General features: G+C 71.5%; 16 protein-coding genes and 1 pseudogene. 9 read left to right on the forward strand and 8 right to left on the reverse strand.

Going from position 1 to position 20,904, the window contains the following annotated elements; genetic code table 11:
- The first annotated feature begins 24 nt into the window (after nucleotides 1-24).
- Nucleotides 25-1,089, forward strand: a complete 1,065-nt coding sequence (locus ACGFZQ_RS11450; RefSeq protein WP_393840374.1) for a LacI family DNA-binding transcriptional regulator — start codon at nucleotides 25-27, stop codon at nucleotides 1,087-1,089.
- Here ACGFZQ_RS11450 and ACGFZQ_RS11455 read toward each other — a convergent pair.
- The 4 genes from ACGFZQ_RS11455 to ACGFZQ_RS11470 are packed head-to-tail and all read right to left on the reverse strand — an operon-like array spanning nucleotide 1,052 to nucleotide 5,742.
- Nucleotides 1,052-2,443, reverse strand: coding sequence for a glycoside hydrolase family 32 protein (locus ACGFZQ_RS11455; RefSeq protein ID WP_393840141.1), 1,392 nt, complete (start codon nucleotides 2,441-2,443; stop codon nucleotides 1,052-1,054). The genes ACGFZQ_RS11450 and ACGFZQ_RS11455 overlap by 38 nt on opposite strands.
- Nucleotides 2,440-3,312 (reverse strand): carbohydrate ABC transporter permease, encoded by an 873-nt coding sequence (locus ACGFZQ_RS11460; RefSeq protein WP_393840142.1) that lies wholly within the window; start codon nucleotides 3,310-3,312, stop codon nucleotides 2,440-2,442. The genes ACGFZQ_RS11455 and ACGFZQ_RS11460 overlap by 4 nt, the downstream gene beginning before the upstream one ends.
- A 22-nt stretch (nucleotides 3,313-3,334) precedes the next feature.
- Nucleotides 3,335-4,336: a carbohydrate ABC transporter permease gene (locus tag ACGFZQ_RS11465; protein ID WP_393840143.1), complete on the reverse strand. Its 1,002-nt coding sequence runs from the start codon at nucleotides 4,334-4,336 to the stop codon at nucleotides 3,335-3,337.
- Nucleotides 4,333-5,742, reverse strand: coding sequence for an extracellular solute-binding protein (locus ACGFZQ_RS11470; protein WP_393840144.1), 1,410 nt, complete (start codon nucleotides 5,740-5,742; stop codon nucleotides 4,333-4,335). The genes ACGFZQ_RS11465 and ACGFZQ_RS11470 overlap by 4 nt, the downstream gene beginning before the upstream one ends.
- A 149-nt stretch (nucleotides 5,743-5,891) precedes the next feature.
- On the opposite strand from ACGFZQ_RS11470, the gene ACGFZQ_RS11475 reads away from it, so the two are divergent.
- From ACGFZQ_RS11475 to ACGFZQ_RS11485, 3 genes are all read left to right on the forward strand, one after another.
- On the forward strand, nucleotides 5,892-7,475 hold the full coding sequence (locus tag ACGFZQ_RS11475; protein ID WP_393840145.1) for a glycoside hydrolase family 32 protein: 1,584 nt from the start codon (nucleotides 5,892-5,894) through the stop codon (nucleotides 7,473-7,475).
- 485 nt (nucleotides 7,476-7,960) lie between these two features.
- The gene (locus tag ACGFZQ_RS11480; RefSeq protein ID WP_393840146.1) at nucleotides 7,961-8,581 is read left to right on the forward strand and encodes a hypothetical protein; all 621 of its coding nucleotides are present in this window, start codon (nucleotides 7,961-7,963) and stop codon (nucleotides 8,579-8,581) included.
- Nucleotides 8,582-8,780: 199 nt separating this feature from the next.
- Entirely contained in the window at nucleotides 8,781-12,158 is a 3,378-nt protein-coding gene (locus ACGFZQ_RS11485) for a S8 family serine peptidase (RefSeq protein ID WP_393840147.1), read from the forward strand.
- A gap of 94 nt (nucleotides 12,159-12,252) precedes the next feature.
- Here the strand turns inward: ACGFZQ_RS11485 and ACGFZQ_RS11490 are convergent, their stop codons facing one another.
- Nucleotides 12,253-13,251 (reverse strand): helix-turn-helix domain-containing protein, encoded by a 999-nt coding sequence (locus tag ACGFZQ_RS11490; protein WP_393840148.1) that lies wholly within the window; start codon nucleotides 13,249-13,251, stop codon nucleotides 12,253-12,255.
- Between the two features lie 300 nt (nucleotides 13,252-13,551).
- On the opposite strand from ACGFZQ_RS11490, the gene ACGFZQ_RS11495 reads away from it, so the two are divergent.
- Nucleotides 13,552-14,973 carry a DEAD/DEAH box helicase gene (locus ACGFZQ_RS11495; protein WP_393840149.1) on the forward strand — a complete coding sequence of 474 codons (1,422 nt, stop codon included), beginning with the start codon at nucleotides 13,552-13,554 and terminating at the stop codon, nucleotides 14,971-14,973.
- A 52-nt stretch (nucleotides 14,974-15,025) separates the two neighbouring features.
- On the opposite strand, the gene ACGFZQ_RS11500 is transcribed toward ACGFZQ_RS11495, so the two are convergent.
- On the reverse strand, nucleotides 15,026-16,420 hold the full coding sequence (locus tag ACGFZQ_RS11500) for a PLP-dependent aminotransferase family protein (protein WP_393840150.1): 1,395 nt from the start codon (nucleotides 16,418-16,420) through the stop codon (nucleotides 15,026-15,028).
- A gap of 114 nt (nucleotides 16,421-16,534) precedes the next feature.
- Here ACGFZQ_RS11500 and ACGFZQ_RS11505 point away from each other — a divergent pair, with 114 nt between their 5' ends.
- From ACGFZQ_RS11505 to ACGFZQ_RS11520, 4 genes are all read left to right on the forward strand, one after another.
- Complete coding sequence (locus ACGFZQ_RS11505) at nucleotides 16,535-17,758, forward strand: Tm-1-like ATP-binding domain-containing protein (protein ID WP_393840151.1); 1,224 nt, start codon at nucleotides 16,535-16,537, stop codon at nucleotides 17,756-17,758.
- Between the two features lie 79 nt (nucleotides 17,759-17,837).
- Nucleotides 17,838-18,665 (forward strand): phosphoenolpyruvate hydrolase family protein, encoded by an 828-nt coding sequence (locus ACGFZQ_RS11510; RefSeq protein ID WP_393840152.1) that lies wholly within the window; start codon nucleotides 17,838-17,840, stop codon nucleotides 18,663-18,665.
- 25 nt (nucleotides 18,666-18,690) lie between these two features.
- Nucleotides 18,691-19,026, forward strand: a complete 336-nt coding sequence (locus ACGFZQ_RS11515; RefSeq protein WP_393840153.1) for a cupin domain-containing protein — start codon at nucleotides 18,691-18,693, stop codon at nucleotides 19,024-19,026.
- A 118-nt stretch (nucleotides 19,027-19,144) separates the two neighbouring features.
- A complete protein-coding gene (locus ACGFZQ_RS11520) occupies nucleotides 19,145-19,774 on the forward strand; it encodes a TOPRIM nucleotidyl transferase/hydrolase domain-containing protein (RefSeq protein WP_393840154.1) in 630 nt (209 codons plus the stop codon).
- A 26-nt stretch (nucleotides 19,775-19,800) separates the two neighbouring features.
- Here the strand turns inward: ACGFZQ_RS11520 and ACGFZQ_RS11525 are convergent.
- Nucleotides 19,801-20,382: pseudogene (locus tag ACGFZQ_RS11525) on the reverse strand (class I SAM-dependent methyltransferase); the annotation flags it as partial.
- Between the two features lie 86 nt (nucleotides 20,383-20,468).
- The gene (locus tag ACGFZQ_RS11530; protein ID WP_393840155.1) at nucleotides 20,469-20,864 is read right to left on the reverse strand and encodes a nuclear transport factor 2 family protein; all 396 of its coding nucleotides are present in this window, start codon (nucleotides 20,862-20,864) and stop codon (nucleotides 20,469-20,471) included.
- Nucleotides 20,865-20,904: the final 40 nt, after the last annotated feature.

A 20,904-nucleotide genomic window follows, 5' to 3' on the forward strand; every position in this document is an offset into this window, starting at 1 on the left:
GGCTGGGTGAGGGCGGCGGACGGCGTGGGCGGTGCCGAGGAGAGCGGGAGCACGGGCACCGGGCGCCCGACGTCACGGGACGTCGCCCGGCTCGCCGGCGTGTCGCACACCGCGGTGTCCTTCGTGTTCAACGGACGGGCCGAGGGCAACCTCTCGCCCGCCACCCAGGAACGCATCCGGCAGGCCGCGGCCCAGCTGGGCTACCGGCCCGACCCGGTGGCCCGCGGTCTGCGCCGTCGCCGTACGGCCGTGATCGGGCTGGTCACCGATGAGATCGCGTCCTCGCCGTTCGCCGGCCGGCTGCTGCGCGGCGCCATGGAGACCGCCTGGGACAGCGACCATCTCGTCCTCACCGTCGACTCCGGCGGTGACCCGGCCAAGGAGGACGCGGCCGTCGCGGAACTGCTCGACCGGCGCGTGGACGGCATCATCTACGCGGCCATGTCACTGCGCCGGGTCCGCGTCCCCGAGGGCCTGCACCGCACCCACTCCGTGCTGGCCAACTGCCTGCCCGAGGACGACTCCCTGCCCGCCGTGGTCCCTGCCGAGCGCGCCGGTGGCCGTACCGCGGCCCGGCTGCTGCTCGGTGCGGGCCACCGCCGGCTCGCCGTGATCGGCGGTCTGGACGACATCGCCTCGGTGGAACGTACCCGCGGCTTCCGCGACGCGCTGCGCGCCGAGGGCGTCACCGTGCCCGCGGAGTGGATCGTGCGCGGCGGCGGGGAGATCTCCGCGGGATACGCGGGGGCGCTGCGCCTGCTCGACGGGGTCGAGCCGGGCCGTCGCCCCACTGGCGTCCTGTGCTACAACGACCGGGTCGCGGCGGGTGTCCTGCACGCCGCGACCCGGCTCGGGATCGACGTGCCCGCCGATCTGTCCGTGGTCGGTTACGACGACCAGGAGCACATGGCCGCGTTCCTCACCCCGCCGCTCACCTCGGTCGCGCTGCCGCACCGGGCGATGGGCGAGGCGGCGGCCCGGCTGCTCCTGGACGCCATCGAAGCCGGCCGTACGCCGCCCGCGACCGTCCGGCGCCTGGCCTGCCCCGTGGTCAGCCGCGCCTCCGTGGGTCCGGCGCCCACCCGGTGACCCGGGCGCCCGGCCCGTCGACGACCAGCTCGGCGGTGTCGCCGGGGCGCCGGTAGACGCGTTCGGTGATCATGGACCGTTCCGCGACGAAGAGTTCGAGGAGCGAGCCGTCGACGAGCAGCCGGAGCGCGAGTTCCGGCCCCTTCGGCACGCGCACGGTGATCGGGGCGGAGCCTTCCCTGCCGGTCCGGGGCCAGGCGCTGCGGTCGAGGACGACGGTCCCCGAGGCAGGGTCCGCCCGGATGGTGAGCTCCCGGCCCGCCGCGCCCCGGAGCAGGCTTACCGTGGTCGGTGCACATGCGGTGACCGTCAGGTCGTACGTATGTGGAAGCGGAACCCGGCCCGGCGCGGTGACGAACGGTTCGGCCGGGCACAGCAGTTCGAGTTCCGGCGCCGGACTCACCCGCAGTGAACCGTCGGGGTGGATGTCGACGACTCGTGGCGCGGTGAGTACGCCCGCCCATCCGGCCCGGTGTATCTCCTCCTGCGGGCGGGCCTCCCACGACCAGCCCCACAGCAGTGCGCGGTCCGGCTCCTGGAGCACGGCGGGAGCGTAGAAGTCCCGACCGTGGTCGAGTCGGCCGCCGGCGCGCGGCGCGAATCTCAACGTGCGCTGGCCATCGGCTTCCAGACGACCCGTCATATAGCCGGTGGAGCAGGGATCCCCGTCCCACAGAGACACCACAAGCACATGGTCGCCGCCTGCCGTCCGGTACAGGTGCGGGCACTCCCAGCCCACCGACTTGTCGCCGAACACGCCCGCCGCCACCGGGTCCCTGCCGTCCAGCAGCACACCGGCGAACCGCCAGTCGGTCAGGTCGTCGCAGTCGTAGAGCAGGACCGATGGCGTGCCGTCGACGTGCCCGGCCCCGACGAGGGCCCAGCGCCGGTCCGCGTGGCGGAAGACGAACGGGTCGCGGAACATCACCACGTCCAGTCCCGGCGGCGGCCCGGCCACCACCGGCGTCGGCAGCGGCTTCCACTCGGTCAGCAGCTCGTCGTCCGGGTCCGCCGCCCGCGCCAGGCAGATGGTGCCGAGTCCGGCGTGGGCACGGTCGACTCCCGTGTATACGGCGGTCGGTGTGCCGGCGTCGTCGGTCACGCAGCCCGACCAGCAGCCGGCCTCGTCGGGGCCGCCCGGCGTCGGGGTGAGGGCGATCGGGTGGTGCTCCCAGTGCGCGAGGTCGGCGCTGGAGGCATGACCCCAGTGGACGTTCGCGTGCACCGGTGCGTCGGGGTTGTGCTGGTAGAAGAGGTGGTAGCGGTCCCGCCAACGGAACGGCCCATTGGGGTCGTTGATCCAGCCGACGATCGGACGGACCCTGAAACGCGGCGCGTTGGGGTCATTGCTCAACGGTTGACTCCTGCCGAGGTGATGCCCTCGCGCAGAGGGCGCTGGCCGACGACGAACACGGCGAGGGCGGGGAGCATCGAGAGCACGACCCCGGCCAGGACCACCGAGATCGACCCGGTGCCGAGGTTGCCCTGGAGGGAGACCAGCCCCAGCGGAAGCGTGTAGTTCTGGCCGGAGGTCTCCAGGATCAGCGGGCGGAAGAACTCGTTCCAGTGGTAGTTGAAGGCCAGTACGCCGACGATCGCCAGGCCGGGTGCGGCCAGCGGCGCGTACACCGAGCGGAAGATCCGCCAGGGCCCCGCGCCGTCCAGCATGGCCGCCTCGCCCAGGTCCTTCGGCATACCGAGGAAGTACTGGCGCATCAGGAACGTGCCGAAGGCCGTCGGGAAGGCTGGGATGATCAGGCCGAGGAGCGTGTCGGTGAGGCCCATCGACTTCAGCACCAGGAACACCGGCACGATGGTGACCTGCAACGGCACCATCATCGTCGCCAGGACCAGGCCGAAGAGCGGCTTCTTGAATCGGAACTCCAGGCGCGCGAAGGCGTATCCGGCCAGGCCCGCCGTGATCATCTGGCCGACGGCGATCAGTGCCGTCACCAGCGTGGAGTTCAGGGCGAGCAGCCACACGTCGATCTGCTGGAAGACCCCGCGGTAGGCCGCGGTCGTCGGGTGCGTCGGGATGATCTGCGGGGGCAGGTCGAAGGACTGGGCCGGAGTCCGCAGCGAGGTGGCGACGGTCCAGATGACCGGGCCCAGCGTCAGCAGGGCGCACACGGTCAGTGCGGCGATCCGGGCCCAGGGGGCGAGTGAATGACGTACGCGGCTCAGGGTCGGGGTTGCTTTCAGGGTCGGGGTTGCTTGGCTCATAGCGCTCATGCGGCTCACCGGCTCACTGGTAGTGGACGAAACGCCGGCTGAGCCGGAACTGGACGGCGGTGACCGCCATGATCAGCGCGAAGAGCAGCACGCCCACCGCGGATGCCTCGCCGAAGTCGAGCTGCTCGAAGGCCCTCTCGTAGATCACCATCACCACGGTGCGGGTGGCGTCGCCGGGTCCGCCGTCGGTGAGGACGTAGGGTTGTTCGAAGACCTGGAGGGCATTGATGATGCCGACCACCGACGCGACGAGCAGCGTCGGTGACAGCAGCGGCAACGTGATGCCGAGGTGCTTGCGCAGGCCGGTCGCGCCGTCGAGGGCGGCGGCCTCGTGGATCTCCTTGGGGATGTTGTTCAGACCGCCGACGAACAGCAGGAACGAGAAACCGAACTGCTGCCAGACGTAGACCAGGATCACCGTGGCCATCGCCGCGTGCTCCGAGGTCAGCCAGGGCACGGGCGCGACGCCGACCAGGCCGATCAGCCAGTTCACCACCCCGAAGTCCTGGTTGAACAGGTACTTCATCACCACCGAGATCGAAGCGGCGGACAGCACCAGCGGGAAGAAGAACGCCGAACGGAACACCGACCGCAGCCACACCGGCATCCGCCCGTTCACCGCGAGCGCCAGCGCCAGCGCGATCAGCAGTTGCAGCGCGACCGCGAGGACCATGAAAAGGAGCGTGTTGCGGAAGGAGACCAGGACGGTCGAATCCGTGAAGGTCGTACGGTAGTTGGCGCCGCCTGCGAAACGGGGCGGGTCGATCACGTTCCAGTGGAACAGGCTCAGCACGATGGACCCGATGATCGGCACGACCGTGAAGACGACGATGCCGACGACCGTGGGCGCCAGGAACAGCGCGGCCAGCAGCCGGGCGCCGCGGTCGCGGACGGACGGCCGCACGGCGACGGCAGGTGGTGGCGTGGCGGGCCGCGAACGTACGGCCGGGACCTGGGCGTTCGGGTTCTGAGTGTTCGGGTCGTCCTGGGCGTTCGGGACCTGGGTGTTCGTCATATCTCACGCTCCATGGCCTGCTCCAGGTCGCCCTGCATCCGGCGCAGCGCGGGACCCACCGCATGCGGCGAGGCCAACGCGGTGCCGGTGTACTTGAGCAGGACGTCGGTCACCTCGGCGACCTGCGGCGGCGCGGGGATCGGGCCGGTGTCGGGGAACCGGTCGAGGGTGTCGTAGAAGACCTGCCAATGCGCCGGGCCGCTCTCGGCGTAGCGTGCGGCGTTCAGCATCGAACGCCTGGCCGGGGTGGTCTGGTTGCCCTGGAACAGCCGGGTCATGGTGTCCTTGCGGGCCGCGTACTTGATGAACTCCCAGGCGGCTTCCTGCTTCTTCGAGGTGCGCAGCAGCGCGTAGCCCGCCGCGCCGAACTGGTGGCGCTGGGTACGCCAGCGCGGGAAGTACTGCACGTCGTAGTCGGCGGCCCGCATGCCGGCCAGGTGCAGGCCGCCCGCCCAGAAGCCGCCCGCCGGTGTGACGCCGACGCGGCCGGTGGAGAACACGCCGACCAGATTGCTGCCGTTGCCGCCCTCGGGCCGGGTGCACAGGCCCTCCTGGACGAGGGAGGCGAGATAGGCGTACGCCTCCTCGACCCGGTCGGCGGTGGCCTGCGGGGTCGTCCAGCGGAAGCCTCCGCCGCGCCCCTGCCGGTCGGCGGCCGGGTAGAAGGCGTCCCACAGCCAGGAACCGCCGGGCGCCTTCGACTCCTTCAGCAGGTTCGTGCCGTTCGCGAAGAGCCAGGGCACCACGCCGCCCCACAGCCGGTTGGTCCAGAAGTACGGCGTGAAGTGCGCGTCACCGGCCCGCTTCATCTCCCGCAGCAGCGCGGTGAAGTCGTCGCGGCTCCAGTCGGCCGCCGGGAAGCCCGCGCCTGCCCGTTTCAGCACCTGCTTGTTGAGGTAGATGTCGGCGGCGTTGAACTCCATCGGGAGTTGGTAGAGGTTGCCCTCGTACATCATCGACTCGACCAGCGAGGGGTGGACGTCGGCGAAGTACTCACGCAGCTCCGCCGCGTCCCGCCGCACCCAGCGGTCCAGGGGTACGCCGAGCTTCTGGGCGAACAACTGCACGCCCTCGGTGGCCACATACACCAGGTCGGGGGCGGTGCCCGCGGCGATCTGGGTGAGGATCTTCGCGAAGAAGTCCGACCAGTCGACGGCCTGCACCGCGTTCACCCGCAGCGGGATGTCGGGGTGGAGGCGGTGGAAGCCCTTGGTGAGGGCGTCGACGGTGGCCGGGTCGAAGGCGGAGCCGAGGGTGGCGACGACGAGGGAGCCGTCGTCACGGCCGGGGATGTCGGCTCCCGTGAGCCGGTCCCAGCTCGCGGCGGTCCCGGCCAGGGCGGCTGCTCCGGCCCCGTACGCGCCGTACCGCAGCAGCGTGCGGCGGGGGAGGTGCGAGTCAGTCATCAACGGGCCTAACTCGTGTTAGTTCAGGGGTGATGCCCAGATGATGGGAACCGGGCGGCAGGCCTGTCAAGGGTCGGGAACGCTTGACCTTTAACGAGTTAGGTCTACAGTCCTCGTTCACATGAGCCGCACGAGAGGAACGATGTGTCATGCCCGGAACATCGGGGATTTCATCGGGGATTTCCAGGAGATCACTGTTCGCGGGATCGGCGGCGGGCACCGCCGCCACGCTGCTGCCGGCCGGAACGGCCACGGCCGCTTCGAATTCCGAGCCCGGGGCCAAGTCCGCTGCGTGCGGGACGAGTTACCGCGCCGCGTACCACTTCACGGTCCCCGACCAGTGGAAGAACGACCCGCAGCGGCCCGTCTGGATCGACGGCGAGTACCACTACTACTACCTCTACAACGCCGACTACTTCACCGGTGCCGTCGGCACCGCGTGGCGCCTGGCCACCACCACGGACCTGGTCTCCTTCACCGACCGCGGGGTCGCCGTGCCCAAGGACACCACGCCCAACGGCGATCTCTGGTCGGGTTCGGCGGTGGTCGACACCGGCGACACGGCCGGATTCGGCGCGGACGCGGTCGTCGTCATCGTCACCATGTCCCCCGGCGGCGGCACCGACCACCAGGAGCAGTTCCTGTACTACTCGACCGACGGCGGTCTCACCTTCAGCAACTACGGGACCGACCCCGTCCTGCCCAACCCCGGTGTCGCCGACTTCCGCGACCCCAAGGTGATCCGCGACGAGGACCGGGGCCGCTGGGTGATGGCCCTCGCCGAGAACGACAAGATCGGTTTCTACCACTCCGACGACCTCAAGTCCTGGACGTACGTGAACGGTTTCGTCCACGACGGCATCGGCGTCCTGGAGTGTCCCGACCTGTTCCGCATCACCGCCGGCGACGGCACCGTGAAATGGGTGCTCGGCGTGAGCGCCAACGGGAAGGGCTCGGGGCTGCCCAACACGTACGCCTACTGGACGGGTTCCTTCGACGGCAGTGTGTTCACCGCCGAGACGAGTGACCCGCAGTGGCTCGACCACGGCTGGGACTGGTACGGCGCCGTCACCTTCGAGAAGCGGGACGCGAGCGGTGCGGTGGACACGGCTGCCCGGTACGCGATCGGATGGGTGAACAACTGGGACTACGCCAACACCACCCCCACCATCGACTGCGACGGCTTCAACGGCACCGACTCCGTAGTCCGCGAGATCACCCTGCGGAAGGCATCCGACAACAGGTACTACCTGGCCTCCCGGCCCGTCGCCGGCCTCGACTCGCATGTCTCCCGCACCGTAAACCTGGGCGACGTGACCGTGGACGGCACCAAGCTGCTCGACTACACCGGTATCTCCTACGAGGTGACGGCCGAGATCACCTGGTCCCAACTCACCGGCGCCGGAATCCAGTTGAGGCGCTCACCCGACGGCGGTCGGCACATCGACGCCGGGATCTACGCCGACTACGCCTTCCTCAACCGACGCAACACGGTGAACGCCGACACGTCCGGCAAGTGGCAGGAGAGCCACACCCCGTTCGACCCGTCCGCCGGCACGGTGAAGCTGCGCATCCTGGTGGACCGCACGTCGGTGGAGATGTTCGTCGACGACGGCCGCTACGTGCACACCAGTCAGGTGTTCCCGTACCTGCTGGACACCCGGCTCGCACTGTTCACGATCGGCGGCAGTGCGGTGTTCCGTGACACGGTGATACGCGAGTTCTCGGTGTGAGGTCGGCCAGGGGCGCGGGTGCGCGCCATACGCGTGAACCCGACCGGGAACACCGGAACGGGCCGCCCGGTCCTGGAAGGATCCGCGCTCCGCCCCGCTGACACGACGAAGCCGAACGTCTCCGCGGCGCCCACCACACTCGCCGTGCACGCCGACTCTCGACGGCAGCGCTGCCTTGCCCCTCACGCTCGGGTCATGGCGGCGCTCAAAAAGTGAGCCGTCCAGCTACGACTCTTTGGTGAACTTCACGTCCAGCCCGCACGGCGCATCCGGGTCGTCCGTCGCGCACAGTGCCTTGCCGCCATCCACCACCGCCAGGTCGATACGGCAGTTCTCGGCCGCGCCATCGAATGACCGGAGCGACCGCGAGTGTCCTGACCTGACCCCAGGGCGACAGGCGGCGCACGCAGCAGCTTGAACGAACCCTTCCGCCCGCTCCGGCGTCACAGTACGGAGCCGCAGGGCGAAAGGGACGGAGGGGGCATATGCGGAAGCGGACGGCCGTGGTGGTGGGTCTCTGCCTGCTGGCGGGGCTGCTGGCGGGGTGCGGCGAGGAAACGGTGTCCGTCGAACCCAGCGTGACGACCGGTACCCAGACGACCGGTACCCAGACGACCGGCACAAGCGGGAGGTCCTCGTGCGTGGGGCACAAGCCGGTGGGCAGCCCGGGTGTCGACGACGACTCCCCGCTGCAACGGGCCGCCGGGCGTGTCGACACGCTGGTGCGGAAACGCTACTCCGACGTCTACACCGGTTTCTCCGTCGACGAGAAACACCAGACCGCCGACATCTGGCGCATCCCGTCCGCCGCCTTCGACGACGAGGTCTGCGGGGCGGCCCTGAAGGGCGTGACCCTGCGACTGCACGACACGGACGTGAATCGGAAGACGCTCGACGCGCTGGCCGACCGTATCAGCGACGACATGAAGCGCTGGGACGGCACCTTCGAGATGCGTGAAGTCGGCGTGGACGAGCGGGGGGTGGTCCTCGTCGGGGTCGATGACCCCGACAAGGCGCGGCCGATCCTGGAACAGGCGTACGGGGAGAGGAACAGCCCCTACATCAAGGTCGAGCACGTCGGCGAGGCTCAGGCGCTCGCCGGTTGAGGCGCGGCATCTCGGCGGGTGCGACGTCGGCAGCTGTGAGGTCCCGGTTCGCTCGGTTCGTCCATGAGCCGCAAACCTGGTCGCGTTGCCCTCTTTGTGGAGTATGGGAGTTGGCGTAAAGGTGACTTGACGCCTGGTGGACAGGGCAAAGTGCTGACCTCGGCACTTGACGGCACCACGCTGTCCTCCCATGAGAGACATGAACAACAGGTGGCGCCGCAGGGTCCGCCCTCCCCGGCCTCGGCACACGGCGGCGGCCGCCGCCCTCGTGGCGCTCGTGGCCGGTCTGACCGCCGCCCCCGGAGCCGCTCAGGACCTCGGCCCGCACACCGGGCGAACGGAAGCCGCCGCGGGGACCGGAGCGGACCGGTCGCCGATCATCTCCCGGCAACAGCTCACCCTCGTCACCGGCGACCGCGTCACGCTGGAGACGGACACCTCCGGCAAGCAGAGTGTGTCGGTCGAGCCCGCCGAGGGCCGAGAGCGGGTCGCGTTCATCAAGCGCCAGAGCGGCCGCGACTGGACGGTCATACCGGCCGACACGCTCCCGCTGCTCGCCACGGGCCGCCTGGACAAGGCGCTGTTCAACGTCTCCGCTCTGGTCCGGGGCAAGTACGCGCAGCGGTCGAGTCTGCCGCTGATCGTCGAGTACGCCGGGGACGCGGGCACCGCCCGGCGACAGCTGACCGCCGCCGGTGCCGACACCGTCCGCCCCATCGGCGGGACCCCCTTCGCGGCCCTCGGCGAACACCGCGCGGCCGCCGCCGGGTTCTGGAAGGGCATCGCACCCGGCCGGGCGGACGCCACGTCCTTCGGAGCGGGTGTGCGCCGGGTCTGGCTGGACGGCCACTCCAGGATCCAGCTCGACAGCACGGTGCCGCGCATCGGCGCCCCGCACGCCTGGGAGAAGGGCTACACCGGCACCGGCGTCAAGGTCGCCGTGCTCGACACCGGTTACGACCCGAGCCACCCGGACCTCAAGGGCCTGGTCACCGAGTCCGCGAACTTCACCACCGAGCCGAACACCGACGACCTGAACGGCCACGGCACCCACGTGACCTCCACGGTCGCCGGTTCCGGCGCGGCCTCCGACGGCACGTACAAGGGTGTGGCACCCGGCGTGCAGATCCTGTCCGGCAAGGTGTGCACCGCGGACGGCAACTGCGACAACTCCGACATCGTCGAGGGCCTGGCCTGGGCCGCCCAGCACGGCGCCAAGGTGATCAACCTCAGCCTGGGCGACACGGACACCCCGGACACCGACGCCCTCGAGGCCATGGTCGACACCGTGACCCGTGACTACGGCACGCTGGTCGTGGCCGCGGCCGGCAACAGCGGTCCCGGCAAGGTCTCCTCGCCGGCCTCCGACGACCGGGCGCTGGCCGTCGGCGCGGCCGAGGAGGACGACGACCTCGCCGTCTTCAGCTCGGTCGGCCCGCGGGTGGGCGACTCCGGCCTCAAGCCGGACATCATCGCCCCCGGCGTCAACGTCGTCGCCGCGAGGGCGGGCGGCACCACCGCCGACGACGGCTATGTCGCGATGAGCGGCACGTCCATGGCCACGCCCCATGTGACCGGAGCCGCCGCCATCCTGTTCCAGCAGCACCCCGACTGGACGGCGGAGCAGGTCAAGCGCCAGTTGATGCAGTCGGCGACCGGCGCCAAGGAGCACGGCGCCTACTTCCAGGGCGCCGGCCGCGTCGACGTCGCCCGGGCGGTCGACCAGGACGTCACCGCCGACACCACCGCCCTGGACTTCGGGCTGATCCGCTGGACGGACGGCAAGCGGCCTCCGGTGACCAGGACCCTCACCTACCGCAACCCGGGCGCCGCGCCGGTCACCCTTCGGCTGAAGGACAACCCGAGCAGCGGGAACAAGGACGTACCCGCCCCCGCCGGGCTGTTCCGGCTCAGCGCCGACACGGTCACCGTGCCCGCGCACGGAACAGCGGACGTCACCCTCACCGCGACCCCGGAAGCCACCACGGCGTACGCCGCCTACAGCGGTGTGGTGACCGCGAGCACCGCGGACGACCAGGTGTCGGTGCGCGTCCCGTTCGGCATGGACGTCGAGCAGCCGTCCTACGACCTGCGCATCGGAATGAAGAGCCGCACAGGCGCCGCCCCCGACAACGCCTACCTGCTGGTCAACTCGGCCGACGGCAAGGCGTACGAGGTCGAGGCGCTCGGCAGGAGCAGCACGGTGGTGCGACTGCCGAAGGACACCTACTCGGTGAGCGGCTTCTACTTCGACGCCTCCTTCACCGAGGGCACCATCGTCGGCGTGCCGAAGGTCGTGATGAGCGCCGACCGGCAGGTGACCATCGACGCCCGGAAGGCGAAGCCCGTCACGGTGTCGGCACCGAGCCCCTCCGCGCGCATCATGTCGGCCGAGATCGGCACGATCAGCATGGCCGACCAGCTGCTCTCGGTCACCATGTACAACGCGATCGGCACCGACCACATCGACGGCGTGTACGCGGTGCCGACGGACCGGTACAAGGACTCGAAGTTCACCTACCTCGTCACCAGCGTCTGGGGCGACCCGGCCGGCCCCGACGGGAACCCCGCCTCGGTCTACTACCTCACACGACCGGTGCACGGCGGCATTCCGGCGGATCCCGCCTACCACCCCCGCAAGTCGGAGCTGGCCAGGGTGAACACCACGTTCGCCGCCACCACGCCCGGCACCACGGCCACGCGCATCGTGTGGACGTACGTCGACAACATCCGCTTCAGCGGCCGGGCGATGGAGGGAATTCCGGTTCCGACCCGGCGCGTCGACTACTTCTCGGCGGCCGACGGCCTGCGCTGGCAGGCGGCCTTCGACCAGAACAACCTCTTCGACCCGGACACGCGCGGGCAGAGTTACCTGAGCGACCTGCACGGCTACCGGGCCGGCTCCCGGGTCGAGGAGCGCTGGAACGGCGGTATCCAGGCCGTGGGCCTCTCGTCCCAGATGGCCGCCTTCCGCGAGGGCGACACGATGTACCGGCCCTTCCTGTCGGCCGCGAACGGCAACCTCGACCTGGTGGCCGACACCACGTCCGGCCTGCCCGACGTGAAGCTGTGGCGCAACGGCGAGCTGGTCTCCCAGGACTGGAGCATGAGCGACGTCCCGGCCGACGCCACCCCCGCCGACTATCGTCTGACGGTCGAGCACAACCGTGACAAGGCCCCCAGCTCCGTCTCCACGAGTGTGCGGGCGGAATGGCGGTTCCGGTCGGGGACCACGGCGACCCGGCAGGCGCTGCCGCTGTACGCGGTCCGCATGTCGCCGAAGCTGGACGAGTGGAACCGGGCCGAGGCCGGCCGCAAGCTCGACATCCCGGTCCTGATCCAGCGGACGGCCGGCGCCCCGGAGTCGCCCGTCCGCGTCTTCACCACCGAGGTCTCCTTCGACGAGGGGAAGACCTGGGAGCCGGTGCGGGCCAAGGGCTCCGGCATGGAGCGCACCGTGACCGTGGAGCACCCGCGCCGCGCCGCGGGCGGCTCCGTCAGCCTGCGCGTCCACGTCGAGGACGCGGCGGGCAACTCCTTCAAGGAGACCGTCATCAAGGGCTATCTGCTCAAGTAGCCGCCATCGCGAGTGCATGCGGAAGGGTGCGGGCAGGGCCCGCCGGACACGTCCGGTGGGCCCTGCCCCGTGGGCGTCGCCGCGTCCGCCGTGCTCAGAGCCACTCGCGGCGGGCCGCGTGCCAGCCCAGCTGCATACGGGTCGCGACGCCCGCCAGGCTCATCAGGCCCTGGATGCGCCGCTGGACGGTGCGCTTGCTGACCCGCAGCTGTCCGGCAATCGCCTCGTCCGTCATGCCGGCGACCATCAGGGAGAGCAGATGCCGGTCCTCCCCGACGGGCGAGGCGGCATCCGTGGTGCCGGCGCCGCCGATCTGGCCCTCCTCCGTCACCCGGAGCGGGGCACCGATCTCCCAGTGGTGTTCGAACAGGGCGATGAGCGCGTCCAGCAGGCTGCTCTCCCGGATCACCGCGGCTTGCAGTTCCCGGGGGTTGCGGGACGTGCCCGAGGCGGCCAGCGGCAGGATGGCCACCGAGCGGTCGGCGATCGCCATCCGCAGCGGCAGCAGAGGCACCGCCCGGGCGACCTCTCCGGCGCACACGCCCTTGACGACGTAGTCCACCGAGTCGGGGTCGTCGAAGTACGCCTGCTCGTACAGGGCCCGGTAGAGCACGCCCCGGTCCAGCGCGTCGTACTCCTCCTGATTGCTCTCCGGGGACATGGCCACGTAGTGGGCCTTCACGAACCACATCATCTCGCGGCCGGCGCCGTGCTGGAGCTGGCGCAGATGCTGGCGCAGTGCCGCCGCGCCGGTGATGATCTCGACGGCCTCGCCCGTGCTCCGGGCCCACGCGCTGCGGCGGTGTGTCTCCGCCAGTTCGTGGACGGCGGCCCGGGTCTGTTCCAGGGCGTCGAAGTGGCGTTGGAGCCGGGGCATGAGGGCCACCTGCGGCGGCACGGCCGTGAACCATTCCGGACTGTCCTCGGCCGCCGACGCCAGGCCCTTGTGCTCCAGCGCGCGCAGCAGCAGCCGCGCGGTCTCGACGTCGAGGTCCGAGCGGCCGGAGATGTCCTGAGCGGACGCCGTCCCGGTGGCGACCAGAAGGCGGTACACCTCGCTCTCGTCGGCCGTCAGGCCCACCGTCTCCAGCATGTCGCCACCTTTCTCAGCATCCGGGCCGGCTCCGCCCGGGTGTCCGCGGGGGTAACGCGGTCGTCCCGGCGGATGATTCCACCAGCCCTCGCGACCAGGCACCACGACGGTAGTCGGGCAGGTCCGGCTGTCGTTCCGCGGCTGAGCGGCGCGACCGTGGGAGGTCCGGGCGGTGTGCCCCGTGCTAGCGTGGAGCGTTTGCAGCGTCGCTGTGTCGGTGCCCGGTTCGCGGTCCCCTGGCCGGCGGCCGTGTCCCCGCCGCGCCTTCCTCGGTACGGTCCCCTCGGAGGAAGGCTTTCTGTGAGCGAATCAGCACGTGCCGATGCCCGGCAGCAGGACGAGGTGTCCGAGGCGTCGGGCGCCACTGCGGCACTGCCCCCGGCGGTGTCCTTCGCGGAGCTGGGGCTGCCGGCCGAGATCCTGCGGGTGCTCGACGAGCACGGTGTGACGGTGCCCTTCCCCATCCAGGCGGCGGCGCTGCCGAACGCGCTCGCGGGACGGGACGTCCTGGGCCGGGGCCGCACCGGATCAGGCAAGACGCTCGCCTTCGGCCTGGGGATGCTCGCCCGGACGGCCGGGCGGCGCGCGCGGCCCAAGGAGCCGCTGGCGCTCGTTCTGGTGCCCACCAGGGAGCTGGCGCAGCAGGTCGGTGAGGTGCTCACCCCGTACGCCGAGGCGCTGCGGCTGCGGCTCGCGACCGTGGTGGGCGGGGTGTCCATCGGACGGCAGGCCGCCGCGCTCCGGGACGGCGCCGAGATCGTCGTCGCCACGCCCGGCCGGCTGCACGACCTGATCGACCGCAAGGGATGCCGGCTGGGACAGGTGCGCATCACGGTCCTGGACGAGGCCGACCAGATGTGTGACATGGGGTTCCTGCCGCAGGTCACCGAAGCCCTGGACCAGGTGCGACCCGACGGGCAGCGCATGCTGTTCTCCGCCACCCTCGACCGCGACGTCGACCAGCTGGTGCGGGACTACCTGCGCGACCCCGCCGTCCACTCCGTGGACCCCTCGTCCAGCGCGGTCTCCGCGATCGTGCACCACGTCTTCGTCGTGCACGGCCCGGACCGGTACGCCGTGACCACGGAGATCGCCGCCCGGGACGGCCGCGTCCTGCTGTTCCTGGACACCAAGCACGGCGTCGACCAGCTCACGCGGCATCTGCGGGCCAACGGTGTGGCCGCCGCCGCCCTGCACAGCGGGAAGTCCCAGCCGCAGCGCACCCGGACCCTGGCCCAGTTCAAGAACGGGCAGGTCACTGCCCTGGTAGCGACGAACGTCGCCGCACGCGGCCTGCATGTCGACGACCTCGACCTCGTGGTCAACGTCGACCCGGCCACCGACCCGAAGGACTACCTGCACCGCGCGGGCCGCACGGCCCGGGCCGGCCGCTCCGGCACCGTGGTGACACTCGCCCTGTCGGGACAGCGCCGCGAGACGAGCCAGGTCATGACGGACGCCGACGTCGCCCCCAAGGTCACCAAAGTGCGGTCCGGGGAGGCGGAGCTGAGCCGGATCACCGGGGCCAGGGCCCCCTCCGGGAAGCCTCTCGACGGAGGGCCGGCGGTGCCGCGCCCCAAGAACCACAACACCCCGTTCCGTGGCCTCGGCAGCACCAAGGACGCGAAGAGCGGCTCCGGTGGCAGGCCGTCCCGCAAGAGCAGCGAGGCCCGCAAGCTCGCGGAAGCCCGCGAGGCGGCCCGGGTGCGGCGCGGCGGCTGACCCCGGCTTCCCCGACTGCCGGGCGGTGCCTCCACCCACGCTGCTGGACGGGTCACGGAGACCGGGTGCTCTGCAGGCCGGCGATGATCTGAGCCGCGTCGGCGAGACGGTCTTGCGGGTGCCATACGGGCAGCCGCACGAAGGTGCGGTGTCCGCCGTGCGGAGAGAACGCCGGGCCGGCGGTGAGCCGGATCCCGCGTGCCAGGGCGCGTTGCGTGAGAGCTACCGCGTCCTGGCCGGTGTCGGTCCAGAGGCCCGACCCGCCCACCGGGGTGCTCCACTGCCAACGGGGCAACACGGTACGGAGGATCTCCGCGGTGACCGCGAACTGCCGTGCCAGGAACTCGCGGCGCACCTCCCGCTGCCGATCCGCCTGGGGCAGCAGCTGCAGCGCCGCCAACTGGTCGGCGATCGGGCCGCCCAGGTCGACGCTGCCGCGCAGCGCCGCGAGCCGTCCGACGATCTCCCGCGGCCCTCGTACCCATCCCACGCGCAGCCCGCCCCAGAACAGCTTGGACAGCGTGCCCACGATCAGCAGCCGTTCGGGGTCCGCCATCCGTTCGAGCCCCGGCAGCGGGTCGGAGCGGAACCAGCCCAGCTCCGACTGCGACTGGTCGTCGACCACGAGCGTGCCGTGCCTGGCCGCGATGCCGGCGAGGACCCCGCGCTGTGCCTCGGGCATGTGGATGCCGGTCGGGTTGTGCAGCGCGGTCTGCACGTAGAGCAGATCCGCGTCGGCGACGGCGGCTTCGAGGAGGTTCAGGTCCATGCCGGCCGGGGTGAAGGGGACGCCCCGCAGCCGGCCGCCCGCGGCGGCCAAGGCTTCCAGAGCCCCTCTATAGCTGGGGTCTTCGACGAGGGTCGACGTGCCTGGCCCCGCGAGGGCGGTCGCGATCAGCCAGACGGCCTGTTGAGAGCCCGCGGTGACCAGCACCTGGTCCGCGCGCGTGGGCAGACCCTGCGCCGTGCAGCGGGCGGCGAGTGCGGCACGCAGCTCCGGCAGGCCCGCGGGGTGGTAGCCCGTCTCCCGGAGGTGGCGCTCGCGCAGCTGCCGGCCGACCTCCGGCATCACGCGCGCGACCAGCTCGGAGCCGGGAAGTGCCCCGGAAGAGAGATCGACGACCACCTGTCCGTCACCGAACGAGGTCAGCCGCCCTTCGTCGGGCCGCACCAGGCCGATGGCCCCCCGGACGTACGTGCCCGAACCCCGGGTCGCGGTCAGGCGGCCGCTCGCCGTGAGTTCGGCGTACACCCGGGCGACCGTGCCCCGGGCCACGCCGAGCGCGGTCGCCAGCGCGCGCTGGCCGGGCATGCGCCACCCGGCGGGCAGGTACGAGCCGTCGATCAGCTCGGCGAGCGCGTCCCGGAGCGGGACACCCACGGGCGCCTTGTCGCGCCACACACCGAGCAGCCGGGCCACCCGCTCGGCGTCCTCGCTCGTCCGCATCGACCGCACGCCTCCCAGCTTGGTCCACTCGGCCCCAAGTGGACCATTCAGGGACGCTCCCGCGTGGCAAGAATGCCTGGCACAGGGCTCGAAGGAGAGCAGGAGGCAGGCACGATGGCGACGGTCGTTCTCATCGGCACGATGGACACCAAGGGTGCGGAGTACGCCTGGATCGCCGACCGGGTACGCGCCCACGGGGCGAGCACCGTCATGGTCGACGTCGGCGTGTTCTCGGAATCTCCCGCGGACGTCACCGCCGCGGAGATCGCCCGGGCCGGGCACGCCGATCTCGCGGCGCTGCGGGAGGCACACGATCGGGGCGCGGCCATGGAGTCGATGGCCTCCGGCGCCGCGTCGACGGCGCTCGCGCTGTACGCGGAGGGCCGGCTCGACGGTGTGCTCGCCGTCGGAGGCTCGGGTGGCTCGTCGGTCGCGGCCCGCGCGATGCGCGCCCTGCCGGTCGGGGTGCCGAAACTGCTGGTCTCCACGATGGCCTCGGGTGATGTCTCGCCCTACGTCGGCGAGAGCGATGTGACGCTCATGCACTCGGTGGTCGACGTCGCCGGGATCAACTCCCTCTCCCAGCAGGTCTTCGGCAACGCCGCCGCGGCGATCGCCGCGATGGCCGCGGCGCAGGAAGCCCGCCGCGGCGTACCGGCCGGCGAGCAGCGGCCGCTGGTCGGGGTGACGATGTTCGGCCTGACCACACCGGCCGCCGACGAGGCACGGGCGGAGCTGGCCGGCCTCGGTTACGAACCTCTCGTCTTCCACGCCACCGGTGCCGGCGGACGCGCCCTGGAGAAGCTCGCGCGCGACGGCCGGCTCGCGGGCGTGCTGGACCTGACCACCACGGAACTCGCCGACGATCTCGCGGGCGGTGTGCTCAGCGCCGGGCCGCACCGGCTGGAGGCGGCCGGTGAGCGGGGCATCCCCCAGGTCGTCTCGCTCGGCGCCCTGGGCATGGTCAACTTCGGGCCACGGGAGACCGTGCCCGCCGGCTTCGGCGACCGGACCCTCCTGGTCCACAACCCGACGGTCACCCTGATGCGGACCACGCCGGAGGAGAACGCCGAACTCGGCCGGCGTATCGGTGCGAAGGTGTCGCGCGCCCGCGGGCCGGTCACGGTACTCCTGCCGCTGCGCGGGGTGAGCGGCATCGACACGGAGGGCGGCCCGTTCCGGGACGCCACGGCGGACGCGGAGCTGTTCGCCGCGCTGCGCGGCGCGCTCACCGGGTCGCCGGCCGAGATCGTCGAGGTGGACCAGCACATCAACGACCCCGGGTTCGGGCGGGACGCCGCCCGGCATCTGCACCGGCTGATCACCGCGGCCCGGTGACGGTCCCGACTCCAACTACCTGGTCGGCATGGCCGAGCAGCGGGTGCCCGCACCCGCGCGGGCGGAAAGGAACGCGATCATGGACCGGAGCACGGCGCTCGGACGGTTGAGGAAGACCGTGGCGGCAGGCCGGCCGATCATCGGCGGCGGTGCCGGAACGGGCATCTCCGCCAAGTCGGCCGAGGCGGGCGGCATCGACCTGCTCATCGTCTACAACTCGGGGCGCTACCGGATGGCCGGCCGGGGATCCCTGGCCGGCCTGCTGGCCTACGGCGACGCGAACGCCATCGTCATGGAGATGGCCGACGAGGTGCTCCCCGTGGTCAAGGACACGCCCGTGCTCGCGGGCGTCAACGGCACCGACCCGTTCCGGGTGATGGGCCGCTTCCTCGACCAGGTCAAGGAGGCCGGGTTCGCCGGCGTGCAGAACTTCCCCACGGTGGGGCTGATCGACGGTGTCTTCCGCCAGAACCTGGAGGAGACCGGAATGGGCTTCGACCTGGAGATCGAGATGATCGCGGCCGCACGCGAACGCGGACTGCTGACCGCGCCGTACGTGTTCGACGCCGCCCAGGCCACCGCCATGGCCGAGGCGGGCGCCGACGTCCTCGTCCCGCACATGGGCCTGACCACCAAGGGCACCATCGGCGCGCACACGGCGCTCACGCTCGACGAGTGCGTCGAGCGGATCCAGGCGATGCGGGACGCGGCGGTCGCGGTCGACCCGGACGTTCTCGTCCTGTGCCACGGCGGTCCCATCGCGGACCCCGCCGACGCACAGTACGTACTCGCGCGCACGGACGGGGTCGTGGGCTTCTTCGGCGCGAGTTCGATCGAACGCCTGCCGACGGAAGCGGGCATCCGCCGGCAGACCGAAGAGTTCAAGTCCGTCGTCATCCGGCCCTGAGGGCGGGTGCGGGCCGGAAACACACGTGCTGGAGAGGACTGGAGAGGACTGGAGAGGAGAGGAATCGTGGGCCGCCAAGGGGCACGACCCGCACACCCACCCGAACTCCGACGAGGTCCTGTACTTCATCGACGGCGAGGGCATCCAGACCGTGGGTGACTCCGGGGAGTTCCCGGTGCGGGCCGGGGACTTCGTGTTCGTGCCCAGGGGAACACCGCACTCCACCTTCAACACCGGCTGGCGGCAGCTGCGGATCATCCTGATCTACACGCCCGGCGGCGCGGAGCTGGCACTGCGGGACGCACCCGACTACCACCTGCTGACTCCGGGTGCCGCACCGGTCTGGGAGCGGGCGCGCTGAGCGGACGTTCGGCAGGCCGATCGAGCAGGGGCCTGCGTCAGTGGGGCGCAGGTCGTGTCCGGCCGACGCCGACGAATAATCCTGTGCGGTGCCACCGGTGGATGTGCAGACTCGCCCCATGGCGGAGATGAGGGCGTTCCGGGATGCGGTCACCAGCTGGGCGGCGGGCGGTCCCGACGGCCCGGCGCGCGATCTTGCGGAAAGCCTGGGGGTACGGACCGCGGTACTCCTGGAAGGGCTGAGCGATCTCGCGGCCGTCGAGGCGCTGGCCGCCCGACGTGGCCGAGACCTGGCCGCCGAGGGAGTGTGTGTCGTGCCGATGGGCGGGGCGATGAGCGTCGGCCGCTATGCCGGCCTCCTCGGGCCGCCCGGCCTCGGTCTGCACCTGACAGGCCTGTGCGTCGAGGGCGAGAAGGGCTTCTACGAGCGCGGCCTGACACGGGCCCGGGCACCGCTCCAGGACATCCACGTGTGCACCGCGGACCTGGAGGACGAACTCATCCGCGCGCTCGGCGTCGCAGGAGTCGAGGAGATCCTCCGTGCCGAGGGCGAAATGGGCGATGCCCCCGAGCCGTCGGCCGGCCCGGGGACCCGCGGGCCGTCCGCTCAGCCGTGGGCCGGGGCGCGGACGGCGCTCTGCACCAGGTACGGGGCGAGCCCGGACCCGGCGGCCCGCTCGGACTCCGGCACGGCCGGGGTGTCCGTGGCCGGTGCGGCGAAACCGGCGCCGGTGAGCAGCGCGGTGTAGGCGGACAGCGGACGGAAGTGACAGACCGTCGTGACCCAGCCGCCGTCGAGCCGGCGCAGCCCGGTGGGCACGGGAGACCCTTCGGCGTACGACGCGCCGGGCTCGCCGTACCGGAGCGTGGCGAACTGTTCTCCCACCGCGGCGGGGTTGAGGTCGGCGAGGACGTAGGGGGCGCCCGGCCGCAGCACCCGGTGGATCTCGGCGGTCAGCGCGGCCAGGCGGCCGTTGTCGGGGTCGGTGCAGTAGACCAGGCAGCAGACGGCCGCGTCGATGCTGCCGTCCGGGATCCAGGCCAGGGAACGGCCGTCGAAGAGGCGGTAGTCCACGCGCGGGTCGGGGCGGTCGGCGCGGGCGATGTCCAGCATGTGCGCGGAGGGATCGACCCCCTGCACCGACCAGCCGCCGGCCCGGGCCAGCTCCAGGGCCAGCGCGCCGGTGCCGCAGCCGATGTCGAGGACGGTGGCACCGGGACCCGGGGGAGCGCCGACGCGGTCCAGCACCGCCGGGAAGATCAGCTGCCGGGCCAGCCTCATGTCACGGTCGCGGTAGGCGGCCGCGGCGGCGGGGGTGTCCCAGGCGAGCCCCTGGGGCGGGTCGGTGGCGGTCATGGCCCGAGTCTTGTGGGCGGTGCCCGGCTCCCACCAGTCCCTCGATCGGGCGATGGCGGAGGCCGGGACCGGTGCTCCGGCCGGGGTCACCCCGCGGCGGCGGCCTCCCGGGCGATCGCGTCGAACCGGGCGTTCATGGCCTCGGCCAGCGCCTGGGCGGCGGAGAGCGGGCGCACCATCACCGTGAGGTCGTCGATCTTCCCGTCCTCGTCGACGTGCAGGAAGTCGCAGCCCTGGAGCTTCTTGCCGGCCACCGTCGCCGTGAAGACGAGGGCGTGGTCCCGGCCGTCGGGGCTCGCCATCTCCCGTACGTAGGTGAAGTCCTCGAAGACCTGGGTCACCTCGCGCAGGATCGCCGCGGTGATCGCCCTGCCCGCGTACGGCTTGAAGGCGACCGGGCTGGTGAAGACGACGTCGTCGGCCAGCAGGGCGGCCACGGCGTCCAGGTCGTCGCTCTCGACGGCCTTGCGGAAGGGATGCATGGGGTCCACCTCACCTAGTCAAAAAATTGAGTAGGTGCAT

Origin of the sequence: Streptomyces sp. NPDC048254 (assembly GCF_043201895.1) — a bacterium.
Taxonomy (GTDB): Bacteria; Actinomycetota; Actinomycetes; order Streptomycetales; family Streptomycetaceae; genus Streptomyces.

What these genes read in the sequence shown, in the direction of transcription:
- ACGFZQ_RS11460 (WP_393840142.1), bottom strand. Translation starts at nt 3,312, where the DNA reads ATGAGCCAAGCAACCCCGACCCTGAAAGCAACCCCGACCCTGAGCCGC.
- ACGFZQ_RS11465 (WP_393840143.1), bottom strand. Translation starts at nt 4,336, where the DNA reads ATGACGAACACCCAGGTCCCGAACGCCCAGGACGACCCGAACACTCAG.
- ACGFZQ_RS11470 (WP_393840144.1), bottom strand. Translation starts at nt 5,742, where the DNA reads ATGACTGACTCGCACCTCCCCCGCCGCACGCTGCTGCGGTACGGCGCG.
- ACGFZQ_RS11475 (WP_393840145.1), top strand. Translation starts at nt 5,892, where the DNA reads ATGCCCGGAACATCGGGGATTTCATCGGGGATTTCCAGGAGATCACTG.
- ACGFZQ_RS11480 (WP_393840146.1), top strand. Translation starts at nt 7,961, where the DNA reads ATGCGGAAGCGGACGGCCGTGGTGGTGGGTCTCTGCCTGCTGGCGGGG.
- ACGFZQ_RS11485 (WP_393840147.1), top strand. Translation starts at nt 8,781, where the DNA reads ATGAACAACAGGTGGCGCCGCAGGGTCCGCCCTCCCCGGCCTCGGCAC.
- ACGFZQ_RS11490 (WP_393840148.1), bottom strand. Translation starts at nt 13,251, where the DNA reads ATGCTGGAGACGGTGGGCCTGACGGCCGACGAGAGCGAGGTGTACCGC.
- ACGFZQ_RS11500 (WP_393840150.1), bottom strand. Translation starts at nt 16,420, where the DNA reads ATGCGGACGAGCGAGGACGCCGAGCGGGTGGCCCGGCTGCTCGGTGTG.
- ACGFZQ_RS11505 (WP_393840151.1), top strand. Translation starts at nt 16,535, where the DNA reads ATGGCGACGGTCGTTCTCATCGGCACGATGGACACCAAGGGTGCGGAG.
- ACGFZQ_RS11510 (WP_393840152.1), top strand. Translation starts at nt 17,838, where the DNA reads ATGGACCGGAGCACGGCGCTCGGACGGTTGAGGAAGACCGTGGCGGCA.
- ACGFZQ_RS11520 (WP_393840154.1), top strand. Translation starts at nt 19,145, where the DNA reads ATGGCGGAGATGAGGGCGTTCCGGGATGCGGTCACCAGCTGGGCGGCG.
- ACGFZQ_RS11530 (WP_393840155.1), bottom strand. Translation starts at nt 20,864, where the DNA reads ATGCATCCCTTCCGCAAGGCCGTCGAGAGCGACGACCTGGACGCCGTG.